This window comes from Nocardioides sp. NBC_00368 (assembly GCF_036090055.1).
Classification (GTDB): Bacteria; Actinomycetota; Actinomycetes; order Propionibacteriales; family Nocardioidaceae; genus Nocardioides.
On the sequence record NZ_CP107970.1, the window covers coordinates 1,928,892 to 1,949,711 of the forward strand.

At 66.5% G+C, this 20,820-nt stretch carries 14 protein-coding genes; 7 read left to right on the plus strand and 7 right to left on the minus strand.

Annotated elements, in window-relative coordinates; translation table 11 throughout:
- Positions 1 to 11: 11 nt before the first annotated feature.
- Complete coding sequence (locus tag OG984_RS09245) at positions 12 to 395, minus strand: hypothetical protein (RefSeq protein WP_328531295.1); 384 nt, start codon at positions 393 to 395, stop codon at positions 12 to 14.
- Positions 392 to 1,702 carry a helix-turn-helix domain-containing protein gene (locus OG984_RS09250; RefSeq protein WP_328531296.1) on the minus strand — a complete coding sequence of 437 codons (1,311 nt, stop codon included), beginning with the start codon at positions 1,700 to 1,702 and terminating at the stop codon, positions 392 to 394. The genes OG984_RS09245 and OG984_RS09250 overlap by 4 nt, the downstream gene beginning before the upstream one ends.
- A 250-nt stretch (positions 1,703 to 1,952) precedes the next feature.
- Here OG984_RS09250 and OG984_RS09255 point away from each other — a divergent pair, with 250 nt between their 5' ends.
- A complete protein-coding gene (locus tag OG984_RS09255) occupies positions 1,953 to 2,657 on the plus strand; it encodes a TetR/AcrR family transcriptional regulator (RefSeq protein ID WP_328531297.1) in 705 nt (234 codons plus the stop codon).
- Positions 2,658 to 2,712: 55 nt separating this feature from the next.
- Here the strand turns inward: OG984_RS09255 and OG984_RS09260 are convergent, their stop codons facing one another.
- The 3 genes from OG984_RS09260 to OG984_RS09270 form a co-directional block, all read right to left on the minus strand.
- Positions 2,713 to 3,333, minus strand: a complete 621-nt coding sequence (locus OG984_RS09260; protein ID WP_328531298.1) for a hypothetical protein — start codon at positions 3,331 to 3,333, stop codon at positions 2,713 to 2,715.
- A gap of 293 nt (positions 3,334 to 3,626) precedes the next feature.
- Positions 3,627 to 4,178 carry a hypothetical protein gene (locus tag OG984_RS09265; protein ID WP_328531299.1) on the minus strand — a complete coding sequence of 184 codons (552 nt, stop codon included), beginning with the start codon at positions 4,176 to 4,178 and terminating at the stop codon, positions 3,627 to 3,629.
- Positions 4,179 to 4,352: 174 nt separating this feature from the next.
- Positions 4,353 to 5,789 carry a hypothetical protein gene (locus OG984_RS09270; RefSeq protein WP_328531300.1) on the minus strand — a complete coding sequence of 479 codons (1,437 nt, stop codon included), beginning with the start codon at positions 5,787 to 5,789 and terminating at the stop codon, positions 4,353 to 4,355.
- A gap of 57 nt (positions 5,790 to 5,846) precedes the next feature.
- Between OG984_RS09270 and OG984_RS09275 the strand changes: the two genes are divergently transcribed.
- Positions 5,847 to 6,050, plus strand: a complete 204-nt coding sequence (locus OG984_RS09275; RefSeq protein ID WP_328531301.1) for a hypothetical protein — start codon at positions 5,847 to 5,849, stop codon at positions 6,048 to 6,050.
- 157 nt (positions 6,051 to 6,207) lie between these two features.
- Here OG984_RS09275 and OG984_RS09280 read toward each other — a convergent pair whose 3' ends face one another.
- Positions 6,208 to 6,564 (minus strand): hypothetical protein, encoded by a 357-nt coding sequence (locus OG984_RS09280; protein WP_328531302.1) that lies wholly within the window; start codon positions 6,562 to 6,564, stop codon positions 6,208 to 6,210.
- A 117-nt stretch (positions 6,565 to 6,681) separates the two neighbouring features.
- Positions 6,682 to 8,214, minus strand: a complete 1,533-nt coding sequence (locus OG984_RS09285; protein ID WP_328531303.1) for an ArdC-like ssDNA-binding domain-containing protein — start codon at positions 8,212 to 8,214, stop codon at positions 6,682 to 6,684.
- Between the two features lie 388 nt (positions 8,215 to 8,602).
- On the opposite strand from OG984_RS09285, the gene OG984_RS09290 reads away from it, so the two are divergent.
- The 5 genes from OG984_RS09290 (at position 8,603) to mobF (ending at position 20,522) form a co-directional block, all read left to right on the plus strand.
- Positions 8,603 to 9,208, plus strand: coding sequence for a hypothetical protein (locus tag OG984_RS09290; protein WP_328531304.1), 606 nt, complete (start codon positions 8,603 to 8,605; stop codon positions 9,206 to 9,208).
- Positions 9,196 to 10,524: a hypothetical protein gene (locus OG984_RS09295; protein ID WP_328531305.1), complete on the plus strand. Its 1,329-nt coding sequence runs from the start codon at positions 9,196 to 9,198 to the stop codon at positions 10,522 to 10,524. The genes OG984_RS09290 and OG984_RS09295 overlap by 13 nt, the downstream gene beginning before the upstream one ends.
- 424 nt (positions 10,525 to 10,948) lie before the next feature.
- A complete protein-coding gene (locus OG984_RS09300; protein ID WP_328531306.1) occupies positions 10,949 to 12,427 on the plus strand; it encodes a DNA methyltransferase in 1,479 nt (492 codons plus the stop codon).
- A gap of 183 nt (positions 12,428 to 12,610) precedes the next feature.
- On the plus strand, positions 12,611 to 14,272 hold the full coding sequence (locus tag OG984_RS09305) for an IS1634 family transposase (RefSeq protein WP_328527560.1): 1,662 nt from the start codon (positions 12,611 to 12,613) through the stop codon (positions 14,270 to 14,272).
- Between the two features lie 586 nt (positions 14,273 to 14,858).
- Complete coding sequence (mobF, locus tag OG984_RS09310) at positions 14,859 to 20,522, plus strand: MobF family relaxase (protein ID WP_328532343.1); 5,664 nt, start codon at positions 14,859 to 14,861, stop codon at positions 20,520 to 20,522.
- The last annotated feature ends 298 nt before the right edge of the window (positions 20,523 to 20,820 follow it).

Here is a 20,820-nt window from a genome sequence, read left to right on the forward strand (position 1 = left end):
GCAAAGTACGGCTACGCGGCTTGTTCGATGTGCTCGAAGATGTCCGCGTCGGTCTCGCGCTGCCACTCCGGCATGTCCGCCCAGTCGGCGACATAGGACGGCTTCGGGTCGGGGAAGTGCTTGAAGATCTGCCCGATCCAGCAGAGGGCTACGAACCGGCCCTTCTGCTCACGAGTGAGTTTGGCCGTCGCGCCGCCTGAGGTCTCGACGAAGGCACGGACCTGCTGATAGACCGCAGCCGCGCTCGAGCGCTCCCAGTCGGGGGTCTCATCCCACGGGGCCACGTAGCTCGGCTTCGGCTCGCCCGGGTAGTGCTTGTTGATCCCGGCGATCCAAGCCTCGCGAAAGACTCGTCCCTGGTCGACCGACAAAGCGTTCTCCTTCGTTGTTGTCATGACGCCGTGATCGACGCCAACTTCTGGCTGAGTTGGTTCACCCGCGGCTCGCCCATCAGCGGCGCGAGCTGGTTGTTCAGGCCAGTGAGCTTGCGCTCGACCCATCCCGAGCCGGTGGCCCTCGCGACCTCGATCGCGGCGTCGGCGTGGACCACGAGCTGGTCGAGGTCTCCCTGCTGGAGCCCGAGCATCGCGAGGTCGGTCAGGACACCGCCGCGTCGACGGGCTGAGATGTCCGTACTCAGGGCTGTGTCGAGGGCCTGCTCGGCGAGGTCAGCGCGCTGCAGGGTGACGTAGCAGGCGCCACGCTCTTCGGGGAGCCTGGAGCCGTCGAAGCGAAGCCAGCCGTCGGTGTGAATCCGGCCGGCCAGGTGGCGGACGTCATCGGCATGATCGAGGGAGCGCTGACAGGCGGCCAGATCGCCGAGCCCGGCGTGTACCTGTGCCTGGACTGTGCTCACCCAGAAGCGCGTCGACAGACCCGGGTTGCCCTTGGACGCGACCCGCGCGGCCAGGTCGAGCATGGGCCGGGCGTCGGCGTGCTGATTCTCGTAGACGCCGATGAACGCATGGCGCGTCAAAGCGGTCGCCCACACGTCATGCGCGCCGGCTTCCTTCCCTGCCGAGGCGGCCAGGGTGTAGCAGTGCGCCGCGTCGGTGTAGCGGTTGCTGTCGAAGAAGATCTCCCCGGCGAGCTGGAAGAGGTCAGCGATCAGGGAACACAGCTCCCGATGCACGTCTTCGCTGTGCGTACGCTGCAGCGCCGAGACCAGCACGCCGAGGTGCTCGCGCACGAGCGGGTAGGTGTGGCGCTTCGTCTTCGCCAGTGCGAAGACGCGCCACAGATGGCCGTTGAGCGCGGCGTACTCGTCGAGGGTCTCAGGACCGATCCGGCCGATGTGCTCGATGCGTTCCCAGTCGATGCCGTCCTCGAGCCCGGCCATCGCGATGAGGGTTCCGGCCATCGTCATCAGCCGCAGCAACTCGCGGCGGCTCAGATCGTCGAACTCCGGGCCGTGCGCTTGATCCGAGACGACGTCGTCCGTCACGGCCGCGGGATGGGTGAGCGCCACCCGGCGCTCTGCCAGGGCTGCCTCGAACCGGAGCCGTGCAGCGGAGTCGACGCGATCCAGAACGGTGTCGAGCATGGCCTGCATGTGCGGCCGCGGGACCCTGGCCGAACCGGCCGCCTCCCACTTCGAGATGGTGCGCGAGGGGATGCCTAAGCGATCGGCGAAGTCACGCAGGCTCAGCCGCAGCGCCACCTTACGCAGCAACCGCGCCTCTGCTCCCGTCCACGTCTCCACCCCCGGCATTGAATCAGGTTTGAGCGCTGATGGGCAGGGCAAGGGCAGCGGAAGGGCAGCACTCGAGCATTCCGAGCGGTCCTCACGCTGAGCAGGCTTGAGAACGACACCCGGCACTGGCCGAACGACGACCCTCGGAGCTGGCCATCGCAGTCTCCCGCGAGCGCCTCCGCCACGGGTCCTGCCGAGTCACCGGTGCCGGGGTCATCAATCAGTAGCCGTCCCCACCTTGACAGCACGGAGCACCGGCGTGAGTTCAGCACCAGCCAGCGGTAAACGACGCGGAGGGCCCGGGCGGCCTCGCCTCCTGCCCCAACACCACTCAGGCACGCCGCGTGAGCAGATCCTCGATGCGGCAGCCCGCCTGTTCACCAGCAAAGGTTTCGCCGCGACCTCGACACGCGAGATCGCCGAGGCAGTCGGGATTCGCCAGGCCTCGCTCTACTACCACTTCGCCGGCAAGGACGAGATCCTCTCCGAACTGCTCAGCCAGACCATCCGGCCCACCGTGGACAGCGTTGCCCGGATCGAATCCATCACCGACGACCCCGACACGACCCTCTACCTCGTCGCGCTGACCGACGTACGCACCTTGGCGCGGGCGCCGCACAACATCGGATACCTCGCCCCCGACGTCACCCAAGTCCAGGGCTTCGAGGAGTTCACCGCCGCCCGAGACGACCTGGCAGCCACCTACGCCCGTTTGGCCGAGCCGATCACCTCTCCGGAGGTGCTGGGCCGACTGGGCACCTCACGGCTCGGCAAGCAGCTGGTCCACACAGTCGAGGAGGTGATCAGCCTGCGCAGCGCCGGAAGCCGCATCGACCTCGACGAGGCCGCCTGGATCGCATCTTCGTGCCTGCGTCTCTGCGGCGTCGACCAGGCCCGGATCGAACTGGCCAAGAAGACCGCAGAGACCCTCGACCAGGTGGACCTCTCAGAGAACGGAGACTGAGAGCCTCGACTCCCAGAACAGCGGGCCTGGGACAGTGCGATCGGACACGAGCGGATCACCTGCGCGGAGCGACGTGTCGGCCACGAACAACGCCCGGATCACCGGGACCGACGTCGGTAGCTCGGGCGAGGTCGTACGTCAGGTCGCCCGTCAGCCCGAGTGCGGTCTTGGAGCTGGCGTGACCGCCGACGATCAGCGAACGCAGCAGGTCGACGCTCTCGACAGTCCGACCGACTCGCTGGTGCGTCTCGAGAAGGCGCTGGTCCATCGGGTCGTTCGCGACACCCGTGAGCTTCAGGATCGCGTCGCCGTGCTGCGCGAGCTGCTCGGCAAGCGGGACCGCGTGGGTGAGCACGGCGCCGATCCGGGCGACGTGAGCCCGCAGCCGCGCGAGATCTTCGCGGTGGCCCTCGACGGGTGTCATCGTCTCCAAGGTTCGGCTCACGTAGTCGGCCGCGACCGTGGCGCGGTCGAGGTGCTCGATCAGATCGCGGCTGCCATTGGCGATGAAGTCCGCGCGCGTCCGCAGGCGCAGGAGGTGCGCGTCGGTGACGTCGTGGAGGCGCTCGGCGCGACGTACGGGATCTTTCTCGTCCCGAGCTCGGAATGCCTCCAGCGACGCCTCGTTCAGCACGCCGACGGACGACTCAGCGACCGTATCGAGCTCGATCAACACGAGGCCGGCGTGACGCAGGGCTTCCTCGGCGTTGCCGACGGCGTTCTGGACCTTACGAAGCGACTTTCATCGGTCTCATCGCCGCTCACTCCGCGGCTCGGCGCCAGCATCGATTTCGGCGAGCACGGTGGCCAGGCGATGGACTACCGCGCAGAGCTCGCCCACCTCACGGGTCAGGTCAGTCACCCGGTCGGACAACACGGACGGTCGATCGCAATTCGACATGCTGGGTCTCCCCTCGTCGACGATGTTCACGTCTTCGACAGCACCGATGCTTGGTCGCGCTGGGACGCTCACCCCACGAGCCGGTCGCGGGCGGCCGCGACGATCCGAGCGATGTCTGGGTCACTCGCCAACTGTGCGTGGGCTCTCAGCACCAGCACGGCGACCGTGTCGTCATCGACGAGGTAGACGTATGCCAGGTGCTGATCGCCGAGCGACTCGACCATCCCGAACCCGCCATCGCCCTGCCCGAAGTCGGCCGGCGACCTCTCGCCGGTGAAGGTCTGCTTGCCGGGTGCTGTCACCGTGAAGTGGCGGCAGGCGTCGACCATGGCGTCGAGTGCGCCCATCAACCCTGCGGGGTTTGCGCCAGGGGCAGAGACGATCTCTTCCTTGAGGTCGGCGGCGTCTGAGGCGTACGCCACCGACACCTCGACCACGCCGGACCCGGTCCACCTCGTTCGGGCTCTCTCGAGCCGTTCGCCAGCATGCGCACAGGCCGCTGGGCCGACGTGACCGGCGCTACCGTCGACCGCCGGCGTTGTCGTCCGGACCTGCCGCCACTCCCCCGGCAAGTCGCTCTGTTGCAGAAGCAATGTGCGAAGCCCGTCCTTCGTGCGCATCGTCCCGGCCGCCTCGTGCTGATCGCGGCCATCTCCAGATGCGCAACCGGCACCGGTGCACACCAACACGATCGCACTGCCCAGCCGGGCAGTGCGGTTCCAGATCGAGTTGCCCATGCCGTCCACAGCACGCCGACGCCGGGCTTGGTGGACCACACCGTCGATCAACCGGACTCATCTGGCGACCGACCTGACTTCTCGCTCAACTTGTGGAGCCTCCTCCTGCACATTCGCCGTTGGTCGCACTCGCGGCAGGAGGACCGCCTGCTGGAGCGCTGGGCCGATGGCCACGGGGTCTGCGACACGGACGTGAGTTGCCGCGGCGAACGACTCTGCCGCGGCGGAGTTCTCGTAGCCGGCACGAGCCAGAGCACGACTGACGAGAAGCGGGAGGCGTGCGAGGCTGTTCTCTCGGATCGCCGACGGGGCGACGTACGCCTCGAACCTGAGTCCGAGGCGGTCGGCTTCCTGCTCATTGAGCCGCATCACCTGTCGCGCCGGGCCGCGGAGGCGAGCATCTTCGGATGCGTACTGGACACGAGCGGCGATCTCGACGCCTGAACTCACGGCGGCACAGAGGACGCCGACCGCCTCGGTGAAGTCCTCTGAGTTCGACGACGCGTGCAGGAGGTTGTTGGAAGCCGTACGTACCTCCCGCCCAACCACCACGATCGCCTCGTCCGGCCGGTCCGTGTGCCCGGCCAGGTCGAACCAGCGGTGGCCGAGACGACGCCATGCTTCTTGTGACGCGCCGGCAGATCGCTCGATCCGGTGAGGGTCCACGAGATCGGAGTCGACGGTTCCGGCGAGGACCGTCCCGGCCGTCTCCGCGACGAGACTCTGCATGTGTGCGATGAGTCCAACCGTCCTCGGCCCGGGGCCGGCCGCCAGGACTCGTCCGACCTCGGCTTCCCAGGACGCGAGAGCGACCTCCAGCCGATTGGCTGTGTCGTCGGATCCCAACCGCATCGGACCAGGTCGTGCATTGCTCTCGAGCTCGGCGTGCAGGAACCGCTCGAACGACTCCACCCGGCTCCTCCATCCATGCGCCGGCCGCCCTCGACCATGCCCTGGCCCGCTCGGCAAGGCCGACTCGCCGCGGAACGCGTCGAGGGTGACCCCGACTGCGTGGGTGGCGACGTACAGCGTCTGCAGCGCCGAATGACGCGCAGCGCGAACGTCATCGACATGCTCCAGAAGGACCGGTTGATGATGGTCGGGACGGGTTCGCAAGATTCCGGTCGCGTCGCGGAGATTGCGCACCACCATCTCGAGGCCGACATCGGAAGCATCCCCCGATGTCCAACCCGCGCCGCTCACACTCTGCTGAAAACCGATCGCGCAGCGCGCGAGCGCATCGGCGAAGCGCTCATGACCGGGCGGTGGCACGGCGGCGACACCGGGCAGTGCTGCAAGCAGTTCACTCGTGGCGTCGATCGCGCGCACCCAGCTGCTCACCATGCCCGGCGCCTGGGTGGCCTTGGGGTCGTAAAGAATCTGACGCGCCGTCGACGATGCGTCCTCGAGCAGCTCGCCGACGCTGAGTGGATACCGAGCAGCCATCGTCGCTGTGACCTCGAACAACGGCTCCTCTGGCGCCATCTCGGCCACTCGCCGTCCGTTGATGCCGACCGGCGAGATCTCGGTGACGAGCTGATCGAGGTGGTCGTGCACCCAACCAGCGACCGGCGAGCTCGGATCGACATCGTCCAGGAGACTGCGGACGACCCCGATCGCCGACCGGAACTCCTCGATCCGGTCGCCTTCCTGCGCCGCCCGATGGAGCGGACCAAGCCGAGCAAGACCCAGCGCAACCTTGACCGCGGTCATCCCGCCCAAGCCAGTCTTGCGCGCCAGCACCGCATCGCGTAGCGACATCGCCTCCGGCTCGGGCTCCACGTCGAGGTCCGCGAGGGCATCGACCCAGCGCTTGAGCGTGCCGTGCCGTACGCCGACGATCTCCTCCATCCGTCGCACGCTCACTGAAGGCGTGGACTGGAGAACCTCGACGACCCCTCGACGGAACGCCTCAGAGCGACGGCTGCCCGACATGGCGCGCCTCGCGGAGGAGATTGCTGATCTCGACAACCAGCTCGGTCAGGCCAGGCTCGACGGGTAGTTCGGAGACCAGCTTCCAAGCCGATTCCAGGACCTCAAGCACGCTCCGTTCTCCCGCCTCGGCCGTCTCGGCCAGGTGATGCGACTTCTCTGAGAACGAATGTCCCGACGGAAGCAGGTTCAAAACCTCAGCCCGTGCCGCCTCGAGGCCGACGGTCAGAGACGAAAGGCCCGGCGTGTACGTCGCTTCGCCCGTCGCTTGAACCGCAGCGAACAACAGCAGCGACACCGTCTCCAGCACCGTGTCCTTCTCCAGCTTCACGCTCATCGGTCGGGTCCTCTCTGCTCCGGTTAACTCCCTCACGTGTCGCTGGATGTGGTCGGGCATACGACCTCCGGTTGCGGACAACCTGGCCGAACGCTCTTGGGTCCGCGATCGTCGGCCTCACCTGCTGATCCCCGCCCGCCTGGGTGCCCTCGGCGAGACATCCAGATCCGTACTCCTCAACTGCGACTCAGGCGGTGACGGTGGCGCGATCGCCGGCCGTTCATCCGGCGCTGGCGGACTGCCGTCACCGACCTGGAACGTCCCGAGCTTGTCCAGCGTCGCAATTGCGCTCTTCCGCACCCGCTCCGCGGTCTCCTGCACGACCTCGACCGGCTCCTTGCCAGGCACCCGGCTCGCCCAGGTCGAGACGTACGGCACCGTATAGTCGCTCGTATCCATCCCGTGCGCGGCCGCGATCATCAGCGCGAAGCTCTCCGCCTCGACCTCTTGGATCCCCCGGTGCAGCGAGGCGTCAACACTGTCCGGGCCGCCCAGCGTCAGATGCCCCAGTTCGTGCGCGAGCGTCTTCACCTGCGCGGCATCGTCCATGTCCGTACGCACCGACACCTCGCCGAGCATGTAATCGGTCAGCCCGTTCGCCCCACCGATCGCCTCCGCGCTGTTGACCAGGCGCAGCTCGAACCCACGCTGGGTGACCTGATCGGCGAGCGCGTCCCACAGGCCGTCCGGCGCCTGCCCCTCCAGAACCTTCGGCTGCGGCGGCTCAGGCAAAGGTGCGCCATCCGTCTGAGAGACATCGAAGACCGTCGCCAAACGCGTCCCGATCATCCGTGACCTGACCGTCTCCCCCGCCGCCGGCTGCTCACCCCGACCAAGCCGCCGCCACGACCGATCATCCTCAGGAGTCGCAGACGCGAACCTCCCCGTCACCGGCGCCAGGATCGCGTACCCCGTCTGCCCCTTCATCACCTGCCGCCCCATCTGGAGCCACTGCCGATAGCCGGCCACGTAGGTCGGGAACGGCTCAGGAACCAACCCCTTCTCGTACGCTCCCAAGTGCTGCACCGCGATCAGCATCGTGTTCCGCCAGGACCTCGACCGAAACTGCGCTGCGAACGTCAGCGACCGCTTCCAGTCCTCCCCCGTCAGCAGAGCGCTGACCGACTCAGTCAGCTTCTCTTGGACTGCCTCGAGCTTTTCCTCGCGCGACTGCTTCGCACGTGACTCAGCCTGCGGGGTGGAGCCGACGGTGTCGTACTCCACCAACCCGCCAGTCCGACGTCGCTCGGTCGCCTCGGCGACAAGCTCACTGAAATAGTCATCAGCCGCGCGGCCGGATGTCACGTACGTAACGCTCCGGTCGGCCGCCGCGACCGCCTCGTCAACGGTGTCAGCGTGGCCCTCGTCGTCGTACCGACTCCGCCACGGCGTCCTCGCCTCCGGATCCCGGCTACTTCGATCCGGCTCGACCCGCCACTGGAACCCGTCAGCGATGAACGAGTTGTGATCCCCCGGCTCGATCCGGCACACCAGTCCATCTGCGACCCGCCGGAACCCGAAGAACTTCCCCGGCCACCGGTCCTCTGCCGCGTCGTACTCCACCCACCCTGCGGGGACCTGCTCGGCGCTGCTCTGCGTCTGCTCCCAAACCATCGTGATCACCAGCTGTCGAGACTCGCGCCGGGCCATGCCGGCGCCTACTCCCTCGACAGCACGACAGGATGGCACTGACTGGACGAGAACCTCGATACATGTGCGTCAGTCCGCCCACAAAGGGCTCGGATTGGAATCGTGGGGAGGTGTTTCCCCCGCCAAGTTCGCAATGGGAGGTTGCAATTGAAGGGTCGGCCCCTGCTCGTTGTCCCCGTCAGAACAGCCCGTCGGCTGACCATGCTGCGGCCCCCAACTCTCCAGATTTGCACGCCAGTCCGTCTCGCTTGCGCCATACTGCTACGCAGCCAAACGCGCCCGACGTGCCGCCGTGCTCGTGTCTAACGCAGGGTGTATTGGCCTGAGTCTTATGGCGACATCTCCAGCGCGCCACGCGCCGGAGACTTACGTGAGGACCTAGTACCGCATGCCCGACGAGGAAGTCCAGGAACGTGGTCGCGAAGGCGTGGGCATGGTCAAGGCCTGGCTAGAAGCGACCACGTGGATGGAATTCCCGGTCAATGCTTACGAGGACGGGTTGAGATGCACCGTCCCGCTTCTCGCCGGCAAGAAGAAGTTCGATCTACGTGGTCATCATCTGGGCCACAAGCACCAGCGGCGTGGCTTGACTGTCGAGTGTAAGCGCTACAGGACCAAGGGCGGCCAACTCAAGGAATACCGGCGGTTCCTGGCGATCGCGTACAGCTTCCACGCGAAGCAGATTGAACTTCTCGGCGGACCGCTCGCTGAGGACTTCCTGTGGGTGACGAGCAACCCCTTCGACAACACCAAGATCGAGTGGGCCCACCTTCGCTCGGAGGAACACATGCTTGACGCGCTCGCGGACGAGGCCAACGCGGATGTCCTTGGTGAGGATCACGAAGTCGACGAGAAGCTGGCGCGAACGGTTGCGTCGGGCATCTGGCTCTTGGTCTTCGACGAGCGGCAGATGGACGTGACCCTGACCGCCAGCGAGCTGAAGAAGGTTATGACAGTGCTTGAGCGAGAGGGGCCTGGACTGTGGCAGCACTGAGCGATGCGATGGCCGCAGCCGAGAATGAGACCGACCTGTTCGAGTACATCCGTCAGGTCAAGAGTGCCGTGATCCGCTCGGTTGAGGAGATGAACCCGACGGTCAAAATCAACGACACGGGTCACTTCAATCACAGCGCGGCTCCGGACTTGGTCCTGAGTTGGCCGGGACAACGCGAGGAGCGGCCGCTCTACGTGAGACGGTCCTACGACGAGCTCGCCGCCGGCCACGACGTGCAACGGCTCGCCGAGGTCGCGCCCGTCTTCCTCTCCGTCGGCCGACAGGACCGAGGCGACCGAAGCGAGAACCTCCAGCGCCTCGGCGTGGCCCGGCCTGAGAATCGATCCGTGCTGGTGACCAACGCGGCGACTGTCGACATGTTCACCGAGTCACACGTTGGCTCTGCCTCACCCCTCGCCGGAGCCGTCGCGTCCGCGATCCTCCCGACCGGCCAGGGGCTGGTCGACCAGGAGACCGCGGCGCCCGTAATTGACGGCTCCGCTGACGTGCTTGCTCACCTGGCCGAGGTCTTGAACCCGGAGGGTCTGTCGAGGGTGACAAAGGTTGCCGCTGTCGTCTCCGCCGCGTTTGGCGCCGACCTGCCTATGGCAGGCGACGACGTTGCCCTGTTCTCGATGCAGGAGGCGCGCGAGCTCTTGCCGTGGCTGCTGCGTAGCGACGGGGTGACCGACGACACTGACTTCTGGCAGTTCATCGCCGAACGCGTGACCGTGCATCACCTCGAGGAGCTCGCCGAGGAGCTGGCCGACATCGAGCTGTCTCCCCTGTGCAACCAGGGGTGGTCCACCTGGTGGGCGAAGGGCGGATCGCTCGGGTTGTCGATGCGCGCCCAGGGCGAGGACCGTTCAGGCGACGGGTGGTTCATGCGCGGGAAGCTGCTGACATACGAGACCGGCGACGCGGCGTTCAGGTTCCCCACCTACGGCCAAGCACTCAAAGCCCGCGGGTCCGTATCGAGTGCGACTTGGGAGGCCATTCGAGACGGCCTCCAGGATGCGCGACTCATGCAGATCGTTCTACGAGGACTGGCGCGGTCCATTCGCATCGACGCCGAGGAATCCGGCGACGTCGCGGACGACACCGACGCCATTTTGTCATCGGTCGAGGATCGCTACTACGTCGACCAGGTCACTCTTCGCTACGGACTCGCCGATGAGGAACGACTGGTGCGAGTCATGTTTGGAGACCAGATCGCGCACAACGAGGGCTCAGCAACTGTGCGTGACCTACTGGTGGCGCTGGCACGCGCAGGCGCCTACCGTAACCCTGTCGACCTCACGCATCTGACCAAGTAGCGACTCCAATCGACACCGGAGCGCGGCAGCACCCATACGCGTCGACTACGACGCATGCATCGACCGTGGCGTCCCCCGTTCGCTTAAAGGGCAGACAGGCGTGGAGAGAAGCAGCGATGCTGACCACCGAGCTTCCCGGTAGCCAGATCGAGGCGAGGATGGCCAGGACTCGCTGTGGGTGGTCGCGTGAGGTGTCGCATGTCCGCCACATCGAAGCTGCTGCCGCTCCAACCACTGTCGATGACGACCACCGAACTGGCCGGGGTCTCCTTGGGGCGACTCGACGGTTCTTGGGCCACACTGTTCCGCTGTCCGGCATATTCATAGCACCCGAAGTGGAAACTTGACGCCAGTTCCAGCATTCCACGGCCCCGCCCCAGTCGTGCTGATTCACTTCGATCAGTGCTCAGCCGAGGGGGACGCCGTGACAGCTCTAGAAACGGGTGTCATTTACCGCGAGGACAACCTGCTCGCGCTCTCTCGCTTGCCGTCTGATTCGGTTGATCTTGTCTACCTCGACCCGCCCTTCTTCTCAAACAAGAACTACGAGGTCATCTGGGGCGACGAGGCGGAGGTCCGATCTTTTGAGGACAGATGGGACGGCGGCATCATGCATTACATCCTCTGGATGCGGGAGCGTGCCCGCCAACTCCACCGAGTTCTCAAACCCACTGGCTCGTTCTACCTGCACTGCGACCCGACCGCGAGCCATTACCTCAAGGTCATGCTCGACGACATCTTTGGCCTGGCGCGCTTCCGCGGCGAGATCACCTGGCTTAGGACGACGACACATAACGACGCGAGACGCTGGAGCCCTAACTCGGACACCCTTCTCTACTATGGCAAGTCCGGCTCAGTTACGTGGAACCCGGCCCACGGCCCACACGACCCCACCTACGTAGCAAGCAAGTATCGCCACCAAGACGCCGACGGCCGCCTGTACCGCCTCGACAACATGACCAGCCCGACCGAGCGCCCCAACCTCACCTACGAATGGCTGGGCCACAAGCCACCCCGAAAGGGCTGGCGCTACTCCCTCGAGACGATGCAACGCCTTCATGAAGAAGGACGAATCTGGTATCCGGCCTCGAAGAACAACCGGCCACAGCTCAAACGGTACCTCGACGAACAGCCGGGTCCGGTTATCGGCAACGTGTGGACCGATATCCGCCCCCTCAACAGCCGCGCACGTGAACGGCTCGGATACCCCACACAGAAACCCGAGGCCCTCCTCCGGCGGATCATCGAGGCCAGCAGCAACCCGGGCGACATCGTGCTGGATCCCTTCTGCGGCTGCGGAACGACAATCAGCGTAGCCGAGCAGACTGGTAGGCGATGGCTGGGAATCGACGTATCGCTCACCGCCGTCAACATAATCAGTGCCCGACTTAACCGAATCCCCGGTGCGACCCGCGTCCGATATATCGGACTCCCAGAGGATCCAAGCAGCCTCTACGAACTTCGACCGTTCGAGTTCCAGAACTGGGCCATTCGCAAGTTCTTCGGCACTCACTCACCTCGTAAGTCCGGCGATATGGGCATCGATGGCTACAGTCTCTTGGTCGGAAACCCGATCCAGGTCAAACGCTCGTACAGTGTTGGCCGCAACGTGATCGACAACTTCGAGACCGCGATGCGCCGCGGCGGCCACGACGCTGGCTACATCGTCGGTTTCTCCTTCACCCGCGGCGCTCGGGAAGAGGTGGCCCGGGCCCGCGTTCAGGATGGCCTAGATATCCGACTCGTCACCGTTGAACAGCTCCTGGACGAAGCCCGGCTCCCTGACCGCGTGCCCGAATTGGCCAGTGTTACGGAGCTGCCACTTCCGCCTGCACGAGAGCGCGACGCTCTCCCCACCGCGGAGGAGCTCATCGCGAGCGACACTGTCACAAACACTGCATGACCTCGCCCGGATCGACCTTAGTCAACCTGGACTCAGCCCAGCTGCGTGTCAGCACTGAGGTCAATCCGACCTGACTTGGCTCACCGGTCGGGGATGGGCGGGACGAGATGTCGCTGACCTGCGGGTATGGATGACGCTTAGTACGTTTTCACGCACTAAGCGGGCGCGGTCTAGGGTCGCGGGGTGGCGTTCATTCGGCGGGTGAGGACCGGGTCGGGTGCCACCGCGGTCCAGATCGCTGAATACGCCGGCGGGCGTCAGCGGATCGTGAAGCACCTTGGTTCGGCGCACACTGATGCCGAGCTCGGGCTCCTGCTTGAACAGGCACGCAGCCTGCTGGCCGATCCCGGACAGGACGCTCTCGACCTGGATGTCGCGCCCACGCCGCGGGTCGCGGAACTCGTGTCCGAACCGGTTGCACAGGGCGTCCTCGACCCGGTTCCACGGCCGGTGAGGGCGCGGCGTGATGAACCCGGTCGGGTCGTGAGCACTGACTCCCGACTCCTGCACGAGACCCTCGCGACGGTCTTCGACAGTTTGGGGTTCAACATCCTCGACGATCCGGTCTTCCGCGACCTGGTGATCGCCCGGATCGTAGAGCCGACCTCACTGCTTGACACCGGGCGCGTGTTGAAGGACCTGGGCCGAACCCCAGCCAGCTACGCGACGATGAAGCGCACCCTGAGCCGCGCACACGCCAAGACCAAGCCCGCGACGACGGGCGGCGCGAAGAAGGGCAGCAGCTACCGCGACCAGATCGCGACCGCCTGCTTCGCTCACGCCGCCACCCGCGGCGACATCAGCCTGATCCTCTACGACGTCACCACTCTTTACTTCGAGGCAGAGAAGGAAGACGAACTGCGCAAGGTCGGCTACTCCAAGGAACGCCGCGTCGACCCCCAGATCGTCGTGGGCCTGCTGGTCGACCGACGCGGGTTCCCGCTCGAGATCGGCTGCTTCGAGGGCAACAAGGCCGAGACGCTCACGCTGATCCCGATCGTGAAGCAGTTCCAGACCCGGCACGGGCTGGCTGACATCGTGATCGTCGCCGACGCCGGGATGCTGGCAGCCACGAATCTGCGCGACCTGGACGAGGCTGACCTGCGGTTCATCGTGGGATCGCGAGTGACCAAGGCACCCAACGATCTGGAGTCCCACTTCCGCTGGCACGGCGACGCCTTCACCGACGCCCAAGTCATCGACACCATCACCCCACGCACCGGGCACAAGATCGAGAACGACCCGAAGCAGAAGGCCGAACCGGTCTGGGACCCCGAGCACCATCCCGGCTCGTGGCGAGCGGTGTGGGCCTACTCGACCAAGCGCGCAGTGCGCGACAACCGGACGCTGACCCTGCAGGAGAACAAGGCCAAAGCCGTCGTCGCGGGCGAGAAGGCCGCCCGCACGCCCCGGTTCGTCAAGACCCGCAACGGCGCTGCCGAGCTTGACGAGGCATCGCTGGCCCGAGCCCGGCGACTGGTCGGGCTGAAGGGCTACGTCACCAACATCCCCGCCACGGTGATGCCCGCCGGCGAGGTCATCGCCAGCTACCACGCCCTATGGCAGGTCGAGCAGTCCTTCCGGATGTCCAAGACCGACCTCCGCGCCCGGCCGATGTTCCACCACACCCGCGACGCGATCGAGGCCCACCTCACCATCGTGTTCACCGCGCTCGCGGTCAGCCGCGAGGTCCAAGCCCGGACCGGGCTCGCCATCCGCAACGTCGTTCGCCAACTACGGCCACTGCGGTCCGCGACCATCGCGATCAACGGCACCCAGCAGACCTTCGCCCCCATCATCCCCGAACCACAGCAAGCCATCCTCGACGCGCTCGAGCACGCCTAACCTCACGCACTAACCACTTGAGCCAACTCAGGCGCGTGCCCGAATTGGCCAGTGTTACGGAGCTGCCACTTCCGCCTGCACGAGAGCGCGACGCTCTCCCCACCGCGGAGGAGCTCATCGCGAGCGACACTGTCACAAACACTGCATGACCTCGCCCGGATCGACCTTAGTCAACCTGGACTCAGCCCAGCTGCGTGTCAGCACTGAGGTCAATCCGAGGCTGGCCAACCTCGCCCATGATTCGTTGGGGCCGCGCGGACGCCCGACCACATGAAGATCAACGCTTGCATTCAACGCGCGTCTGTCCGCCGCGTGTGTGCCGCGATCAGTGCGCCGACAAGGGACTACGTACGCTAGACCTTCCTTGACTCCGACTCTTCGTCGCCGTCCTCGAGCACGATCTCGCCGGCAACGACGAACACCACGTCGAGCTCGAGTCACCGGCCATCCGCTACGCCCGCGCCGCGTCTCGACTCCGACCTGCTCCTGAACACCCCTCACACACCACGCACCTCATGCACCGTCGGAGCGGAGCGGCTCACCTCCCGTCCGGCGCTGGCGCGCCAGAGGTGCCGTCGTGAGCGTGATGGGCCTGCACAAACTGACAGCCGGGGACGGGTACACCTACCTGACCCGCAGCGTCGCAGTGCATGACGCGACGGACCGCGGCCACACCGGCCTGGGTGAGTACTACTCCGAGAAAGGTGAATCGCCGGGCCGATGGTGGGGATCAGGGCTGCCGAGCGTAGACCTCGCACCAGGCGATGAGGTCAACGAGCAGCAGATGAAGAACCTATTCGGCCAGGGTCGCCACCCCGACGCCGAACGGCTGGAACGCGACGCGCTCGACCAAGGAGCGAGCCCCGTCGAGGCCGCTAAGGCAGCGAACCTGGGCAATGCGTTCGCGGTCTGCACCGGGAATGCACCGGACTTCGTGCAGGAGACCGCGCGGAAGTTCATCGCCTACAACCGCGCCCACGGGCTGCACTGGAGAACGCCGGTCCCAACTGGTGCCAGAGCACAGATTCGCACACAGATCGCGAACGAAATGTTCGCCGAGGAGCACAGGCGCGAACCGCTCGATGACCGGGAACGTGCTGGCTTCCTCGCCCAGGCGACGAGGCAGAGGACGAAGGCAGTGGCCGGCTTCGACCTCACGTTCACACCGGTGAAGTCGGTCTCGACGCTGTGGGCGCTCGCCAACCGCGACGTGGCCCGCCAGATCGAGGCAGCTCACCACGCCGCTGTCAAGACGACACTGACCTGGCTCGAGAACAACGTGTTGTTCACCCGACGAGGCCGGGGCGGCGTACAGCAGGTCAAGACCCGCGGCATGATCGCCGCCCTGTTCACGCACCGCGACTCACGGTCGTCCGACCCGCATCTGCACACCCACGTCGCGCTGAGCAACAAGGTCCAGGATCCAACTGGGCGGTGGCTCGCCGTCGACGGGCGGGTTCTGCACAAGGCGAACGTGACGCTCTCGGAGACGTACAACACCCTCCTCGAGGGTGAGCTCATCGCGCGCCTCGGGGTGCGGTTCGAGCCGCGCGAAGGTCCGACCGCGAACAAGGAGAAGGGGGTCGTACGTGAGATCGTCGGCGTCGACCCGCGCCTTGCCGTGGCGTGGTCCTCACGGAACCGGCACATCGAGGCGCGCCGTCGTGAGCTGACGGCCGAATTTCAGGACACGCACGGGCGTCCGCCGACCGCGGGTGAGGCCGTCGGGCTCACGCGACAGGCGTGGGCGGACACCCGGCGGGCCAAGCACGCGCCGCGTTCCGAGGCTGAGCAGCGCGAGACTTGGCGGTCCGAGGCCGCACGCATCCTCGGCTCTGATGCCGCCGTCATCCAGGTTGTCACCGCGGCGCTCGGCCGGGGCGACGGCTTTCAACGAGTCTCGTCGAAGTGGATCCGGGAGACGGCTGCGGCCGTCGTGGCGAAGGTTCAGGACAAACGTGCCACGTGGCAGGTCTGGCACCTCCGCGCTGAAGCGCAGCGGCAGGTCAGGACCGCAGGCGTACGCCTCGTCGACGTCGCCACGGCGGTCGATCGAGTCGTCGAGCGGGCGATCGAGGAGCACTCGATCGCGTTCGTCGAGCCCGACCCGCTGATCGACCCGGAACGGGCCAAGAGGCTCGGCGTCGATGTGCCCGTCGCGCTGACCCGGAGCGACGGGGAGTCTGTCTACAGCGTTCACGGTGCACAGCGGTTCACGTCGAAAGCGGTGCTTGAAGCCGAGCAGCGCATCCTCGTCGCAGCCGAACAGACTGGCGGGCGCCGGATCAGTGACGTACGTGTCGGCATCGCAATCGCCGAGACCGCCGCCAACGGCGTCACTCTCAACTCAGCCCAGGCCGCGATGGTGCGGGAGCTCGCGACGAGCGGGCAGCGAGTACAGCTCGCACTCGCCCCTGCGGGGACGGGCAAGACCACGGCAATGGAGGTCCTTGCACGTGCTTGGCGTGACGCCGGCGGCAACGTCATCGGACTCGCTCCCCAGGCCGTCGCCGCCCAAGAGCTCGACACCGCGATCAACCCGCCGGATCACGATCGCGTCGGGCACAGCGACACCCTCGCCAAGCTCGTCTGGCACCTCGAGCACGGCGACGAACCACCCTGGATGCAAGCGACCAACCACCGCACGCTCGTACTCATCGACGAAGCCGGCGCCGCCTCGACTCCCGACCTCGCGACCGCGATCGACCACCTCGTCGCCCGTGGCGCCTGTGTGCGCCTGGTCGGTGACGACAAGCAGCTCGCCTCCGTGGCCGCGGGCGGGGTCCTGCGCGATCTCGCCCACGAGACCGGCGCGGTCACCCTCACCGAGGTCCGCCGCTTCCTCAACCCCGACGGCTCACTCAACACCGCCGAGGCCGCAGCGACACTCGCGATCCGCGACGGCGACCCGTCGGCGATCGCCTTCTACGCCGACCGCGGCCGCATCCACGTCGGCGACCTCGGCACAGCGGCCGATCAGGCATACGTTGCGTGGCATGAAGACCGAGCCGCCGGCCGAGACTCCCTGCTGATCGCCCCGACCAACGAGCTCGTCGCCGACCTCAACACCCGCGCTCGACGCGACCGGATTTCCGCCCTCTCCCCCACCCAGATCGGCCGAACGGTCACCCTCACCGACGGCACTCGCGCCTCGGCAGGCGACGCGATCATCACCCGCTCCAACAACCGGATGCTCGCGATCTCCGCGACCGACTGGGTCAAGAACCGCGACCGCTGGACGGTGACCCAGGTCCACGACGACGGCTCGATGACCGTACGACACGACAAGCTTCGCAAGCAGGTCCGGCTGCCCGCAGCGTACGTCTCGACCTCCGTCCAGCTCGGTTACGCCACCACCGTGCACGGAGCTCAAGGAGCCACCGTCGACACCTGCCACCTGGTCCTGACCGGAGAGGAGGACCGCAACCTGCTCTACGTCGGCCTCTCCCGCGGCCGCTTCGCGAACCACCTCTATCTGGCCAGCGGTCACAACGGGGATCCGCACGAACTGGTCCGGCCCGAGGCACTGATCCCGCCGACTGCACTCGACGAGCTGATCGCGATGCTGGAACGGGATGGCTCCCCGGTCTCGGCGACGAGCGAGATGCGTGCGATAGAGGATCCGCGCCAAGTGCTGTGCGATGCCGTCGCGCGATATCAAGACGCGGTCTCCGTCGCTGCCGAGAGCACTCTCGGCAGCCGACGCCTGGACGATCTCGACCACGTCGCCGAGGCGCTCGTCGACGGCCTGACCAACGCCCCGGCGTGGCCAACGTTGCGGTCCCATCTCGCGCTGATCGCACTCGATGGGCACGAGCCCATCGACCTCCTGACCGAGGCACTCGGCAACGGCGCTCTCGACGACGCCCGTGACGCCGCCGCAGTGCTCAATGCACGGCTCGATCGGATCACGCCCAGCCGAACAGATCTATCCGAGCCGAACAGATCCAGACACCTCGGACAACTCCCCTGGCTTCCCTCGATCCCGGCACAACTCGCCGGCGACGTCGACTGGGGTCCGTATCTGACCGCGCGACGCTCCCAGGTCAACACAGCTATCTCCGCGGTCAGCGACCTCGCCCGATCCTGGACCGGTGGCTCCGCACCGGCCTGGGCCAAACCGTTTCTCGACAACACCGACGCTGGCCTTCGAACAAAGCTGGCCATCTGGCGCGCTGCCATGGACGTCGACGATGTCGACCGACGCCCAACCGGTCCCAGCAGGATCGGCGCCCCGGGCGACCACCAAGCCGACCTCAACCAAGCCGTACGCGCAGCCCGCCCGTCCTACCCCCACTCCCAACGCGCCTGGTATCAAGCACTGCCGAAGTCCGTACGCCACGACCCCTGGATCACGCCGCTCTGTGAGCGCCTGGCCAAGCTCGAGCGCGCCGGTCTTCCCGTCACCGACTACCTCACCAAAGCGCTCACAGACGACCCGACCGGCCAGTGTGGCCGCCGACCGCTTCCCGACGAGCACCAGGCCGCGGCCCTGTGGTGGCGCCTCGTCCCGCACCTCGGTCCAGCGGCCCTCGAGGCCAGCGCCCACACGTACGACCTCCTGACCCCCACCTGGAACGACACCGTCAATGACCTCGTCGGTCAAGATCGAGCCAACTACCTCCGGCACGCCCCCGTCTGGCCTGCGCTCGTCGCTGCCGTCGACGAAGCATGTGCACATCACAACTGGACCCCACGCGAGATCCTCCGCGATGCGATCAGCGGCCTCCCCGACGACGGGAGCTTGACCGGCCACGAGGTCGCCGACGCCATCGTGCTCCGCATCGCGACACTCACCGACCCGCCCACAAACGCCGACGACGCACCAGACGACTTGGACCGCCCCGACGACCTCGACAATTTCATGACCGAGGTCCATCGAGATCTCGACGACACGGCCGCTGGGCGCACCATCGAACGGATCGATCCGGCACAGGCCGCCTACGCAGCACTAGTCAAGGATCCGTACGCTCCCCCGCTTCCCGCCAGCGGCCCGGCCGACGTCGAGCACGCCTTCCCAGAACCAGGCGAGATCCCCGCGGAACGAATCCTCGACCTGAATCAGCAGGCGCTGGCGTACTTCCGGTCCTGTTATCCCCGCTCCTGGGCACCCGCCTATATGACCGATCGCCTCGCCACGGACCTGTCCAACCACACCGAGTTCTCGGTCGGATACGCACCGCAAGGACCCCGCAGCCTGCTCACCCACCTCACCGCGACCGGCGCCACACTCGACGAGCTCGAGCAGGCCGGACTGATCCGCGCCCGCAACCACCGCGACGGCACCAGCGAGTGGGTCGACGTCTTCCGCGACCGCGTCATCCTGCCCATCCATGACCCGTCCGGAGCCGGCGTGATCGGATTCATCGGCCGCCGCAACCCGAGCAAGACCGACGACGACTACGCGGGCCCGAAGTACCTCAACACCCGCACGACCTCGGTCTTCACCAAGGGCGAAGCGCTCTTCGGCTACGCGGAGAACCGAGACAGCCTCGCCGCTGGCGCGCTCCCTGTCATCGTCGAAGGACCGATGGATGCGGTCGCCATCACCCTCGCCACCGGAGGCACCGCCGTCGGCCTCGCACCGATGGGAACCGCCCTCACCACCGAACAGATCAAGCTCCTACTCCGACACATCAACCTCGAGACCGGCCGCGACCGGATCGCCGTCGCGTACGACAACGACACCGCCGGATGGAAGGCCGCCCGAACGGCCTTCTGGCACCTCACCAGCGCCGACCTCGATCCCACATTCGCTGCCCTGCCCAATGGCTTGGACCCTGCCGAGCTCGCTCGGACTCGTGGCCCCGACGCCCTGACGGCCGCCCTCGCCGCACGCCGGCCTCTGGGCGAAGCAATCATCGATCAGCATCTTGCTCAGACGGCGGGAGCATGGACAGAACCTGCGGTGCGGCAGGAACTGATCACCCGCGCCGCTGACGTCCTCGCAGCACGTGGCCCCGACAGCTGGCCTGATGAGCTAGGCCGGATCAACAAGTGTCTCTGCCTGTCGGACGGCGTGCTCGCTCACGCGGCTATCGAGGCGAGTACCGAACGCGACAGCGATCGTGCGTCGTACGCCCGTGCCCGCGTAGATCGGATCAACGCACACCCCGGGCCGATGTTTACGCCTCCAAGTCTGTCCATGGGCATCACGTCCGCGGACTCCCGGACGACAGGAATCACCGCCGGCGGCCGACAGCCGGCTTTCCACCCGACCGCTCGGCCGTCAGCGGCTCCTCGACCATAGGCCCTGAGATGGTTGCAGGTCCTCGCGACGGATCGCGGCGGCTCCCAGATCCCATGCCGCCATTTCATCCACCGCCAGCAAAGCTCTGCACCGTCACCACGTCTCATTCCTACTCGACGCTATCGACGCCGCCTTTGAACTTTCCTCGCCTCGCAGGTTGCACGGGAGCCTCTTCGCCCATGTGACCATCAAACCGCCGAGAATTTCTGGCTCCTCGATTCACACTTGAGTCGGCGACCTTCGGCGTCGTCATTCGAGTCGAGCCGAACGAACACCTCGGCAGCAGCCACCGCCCATA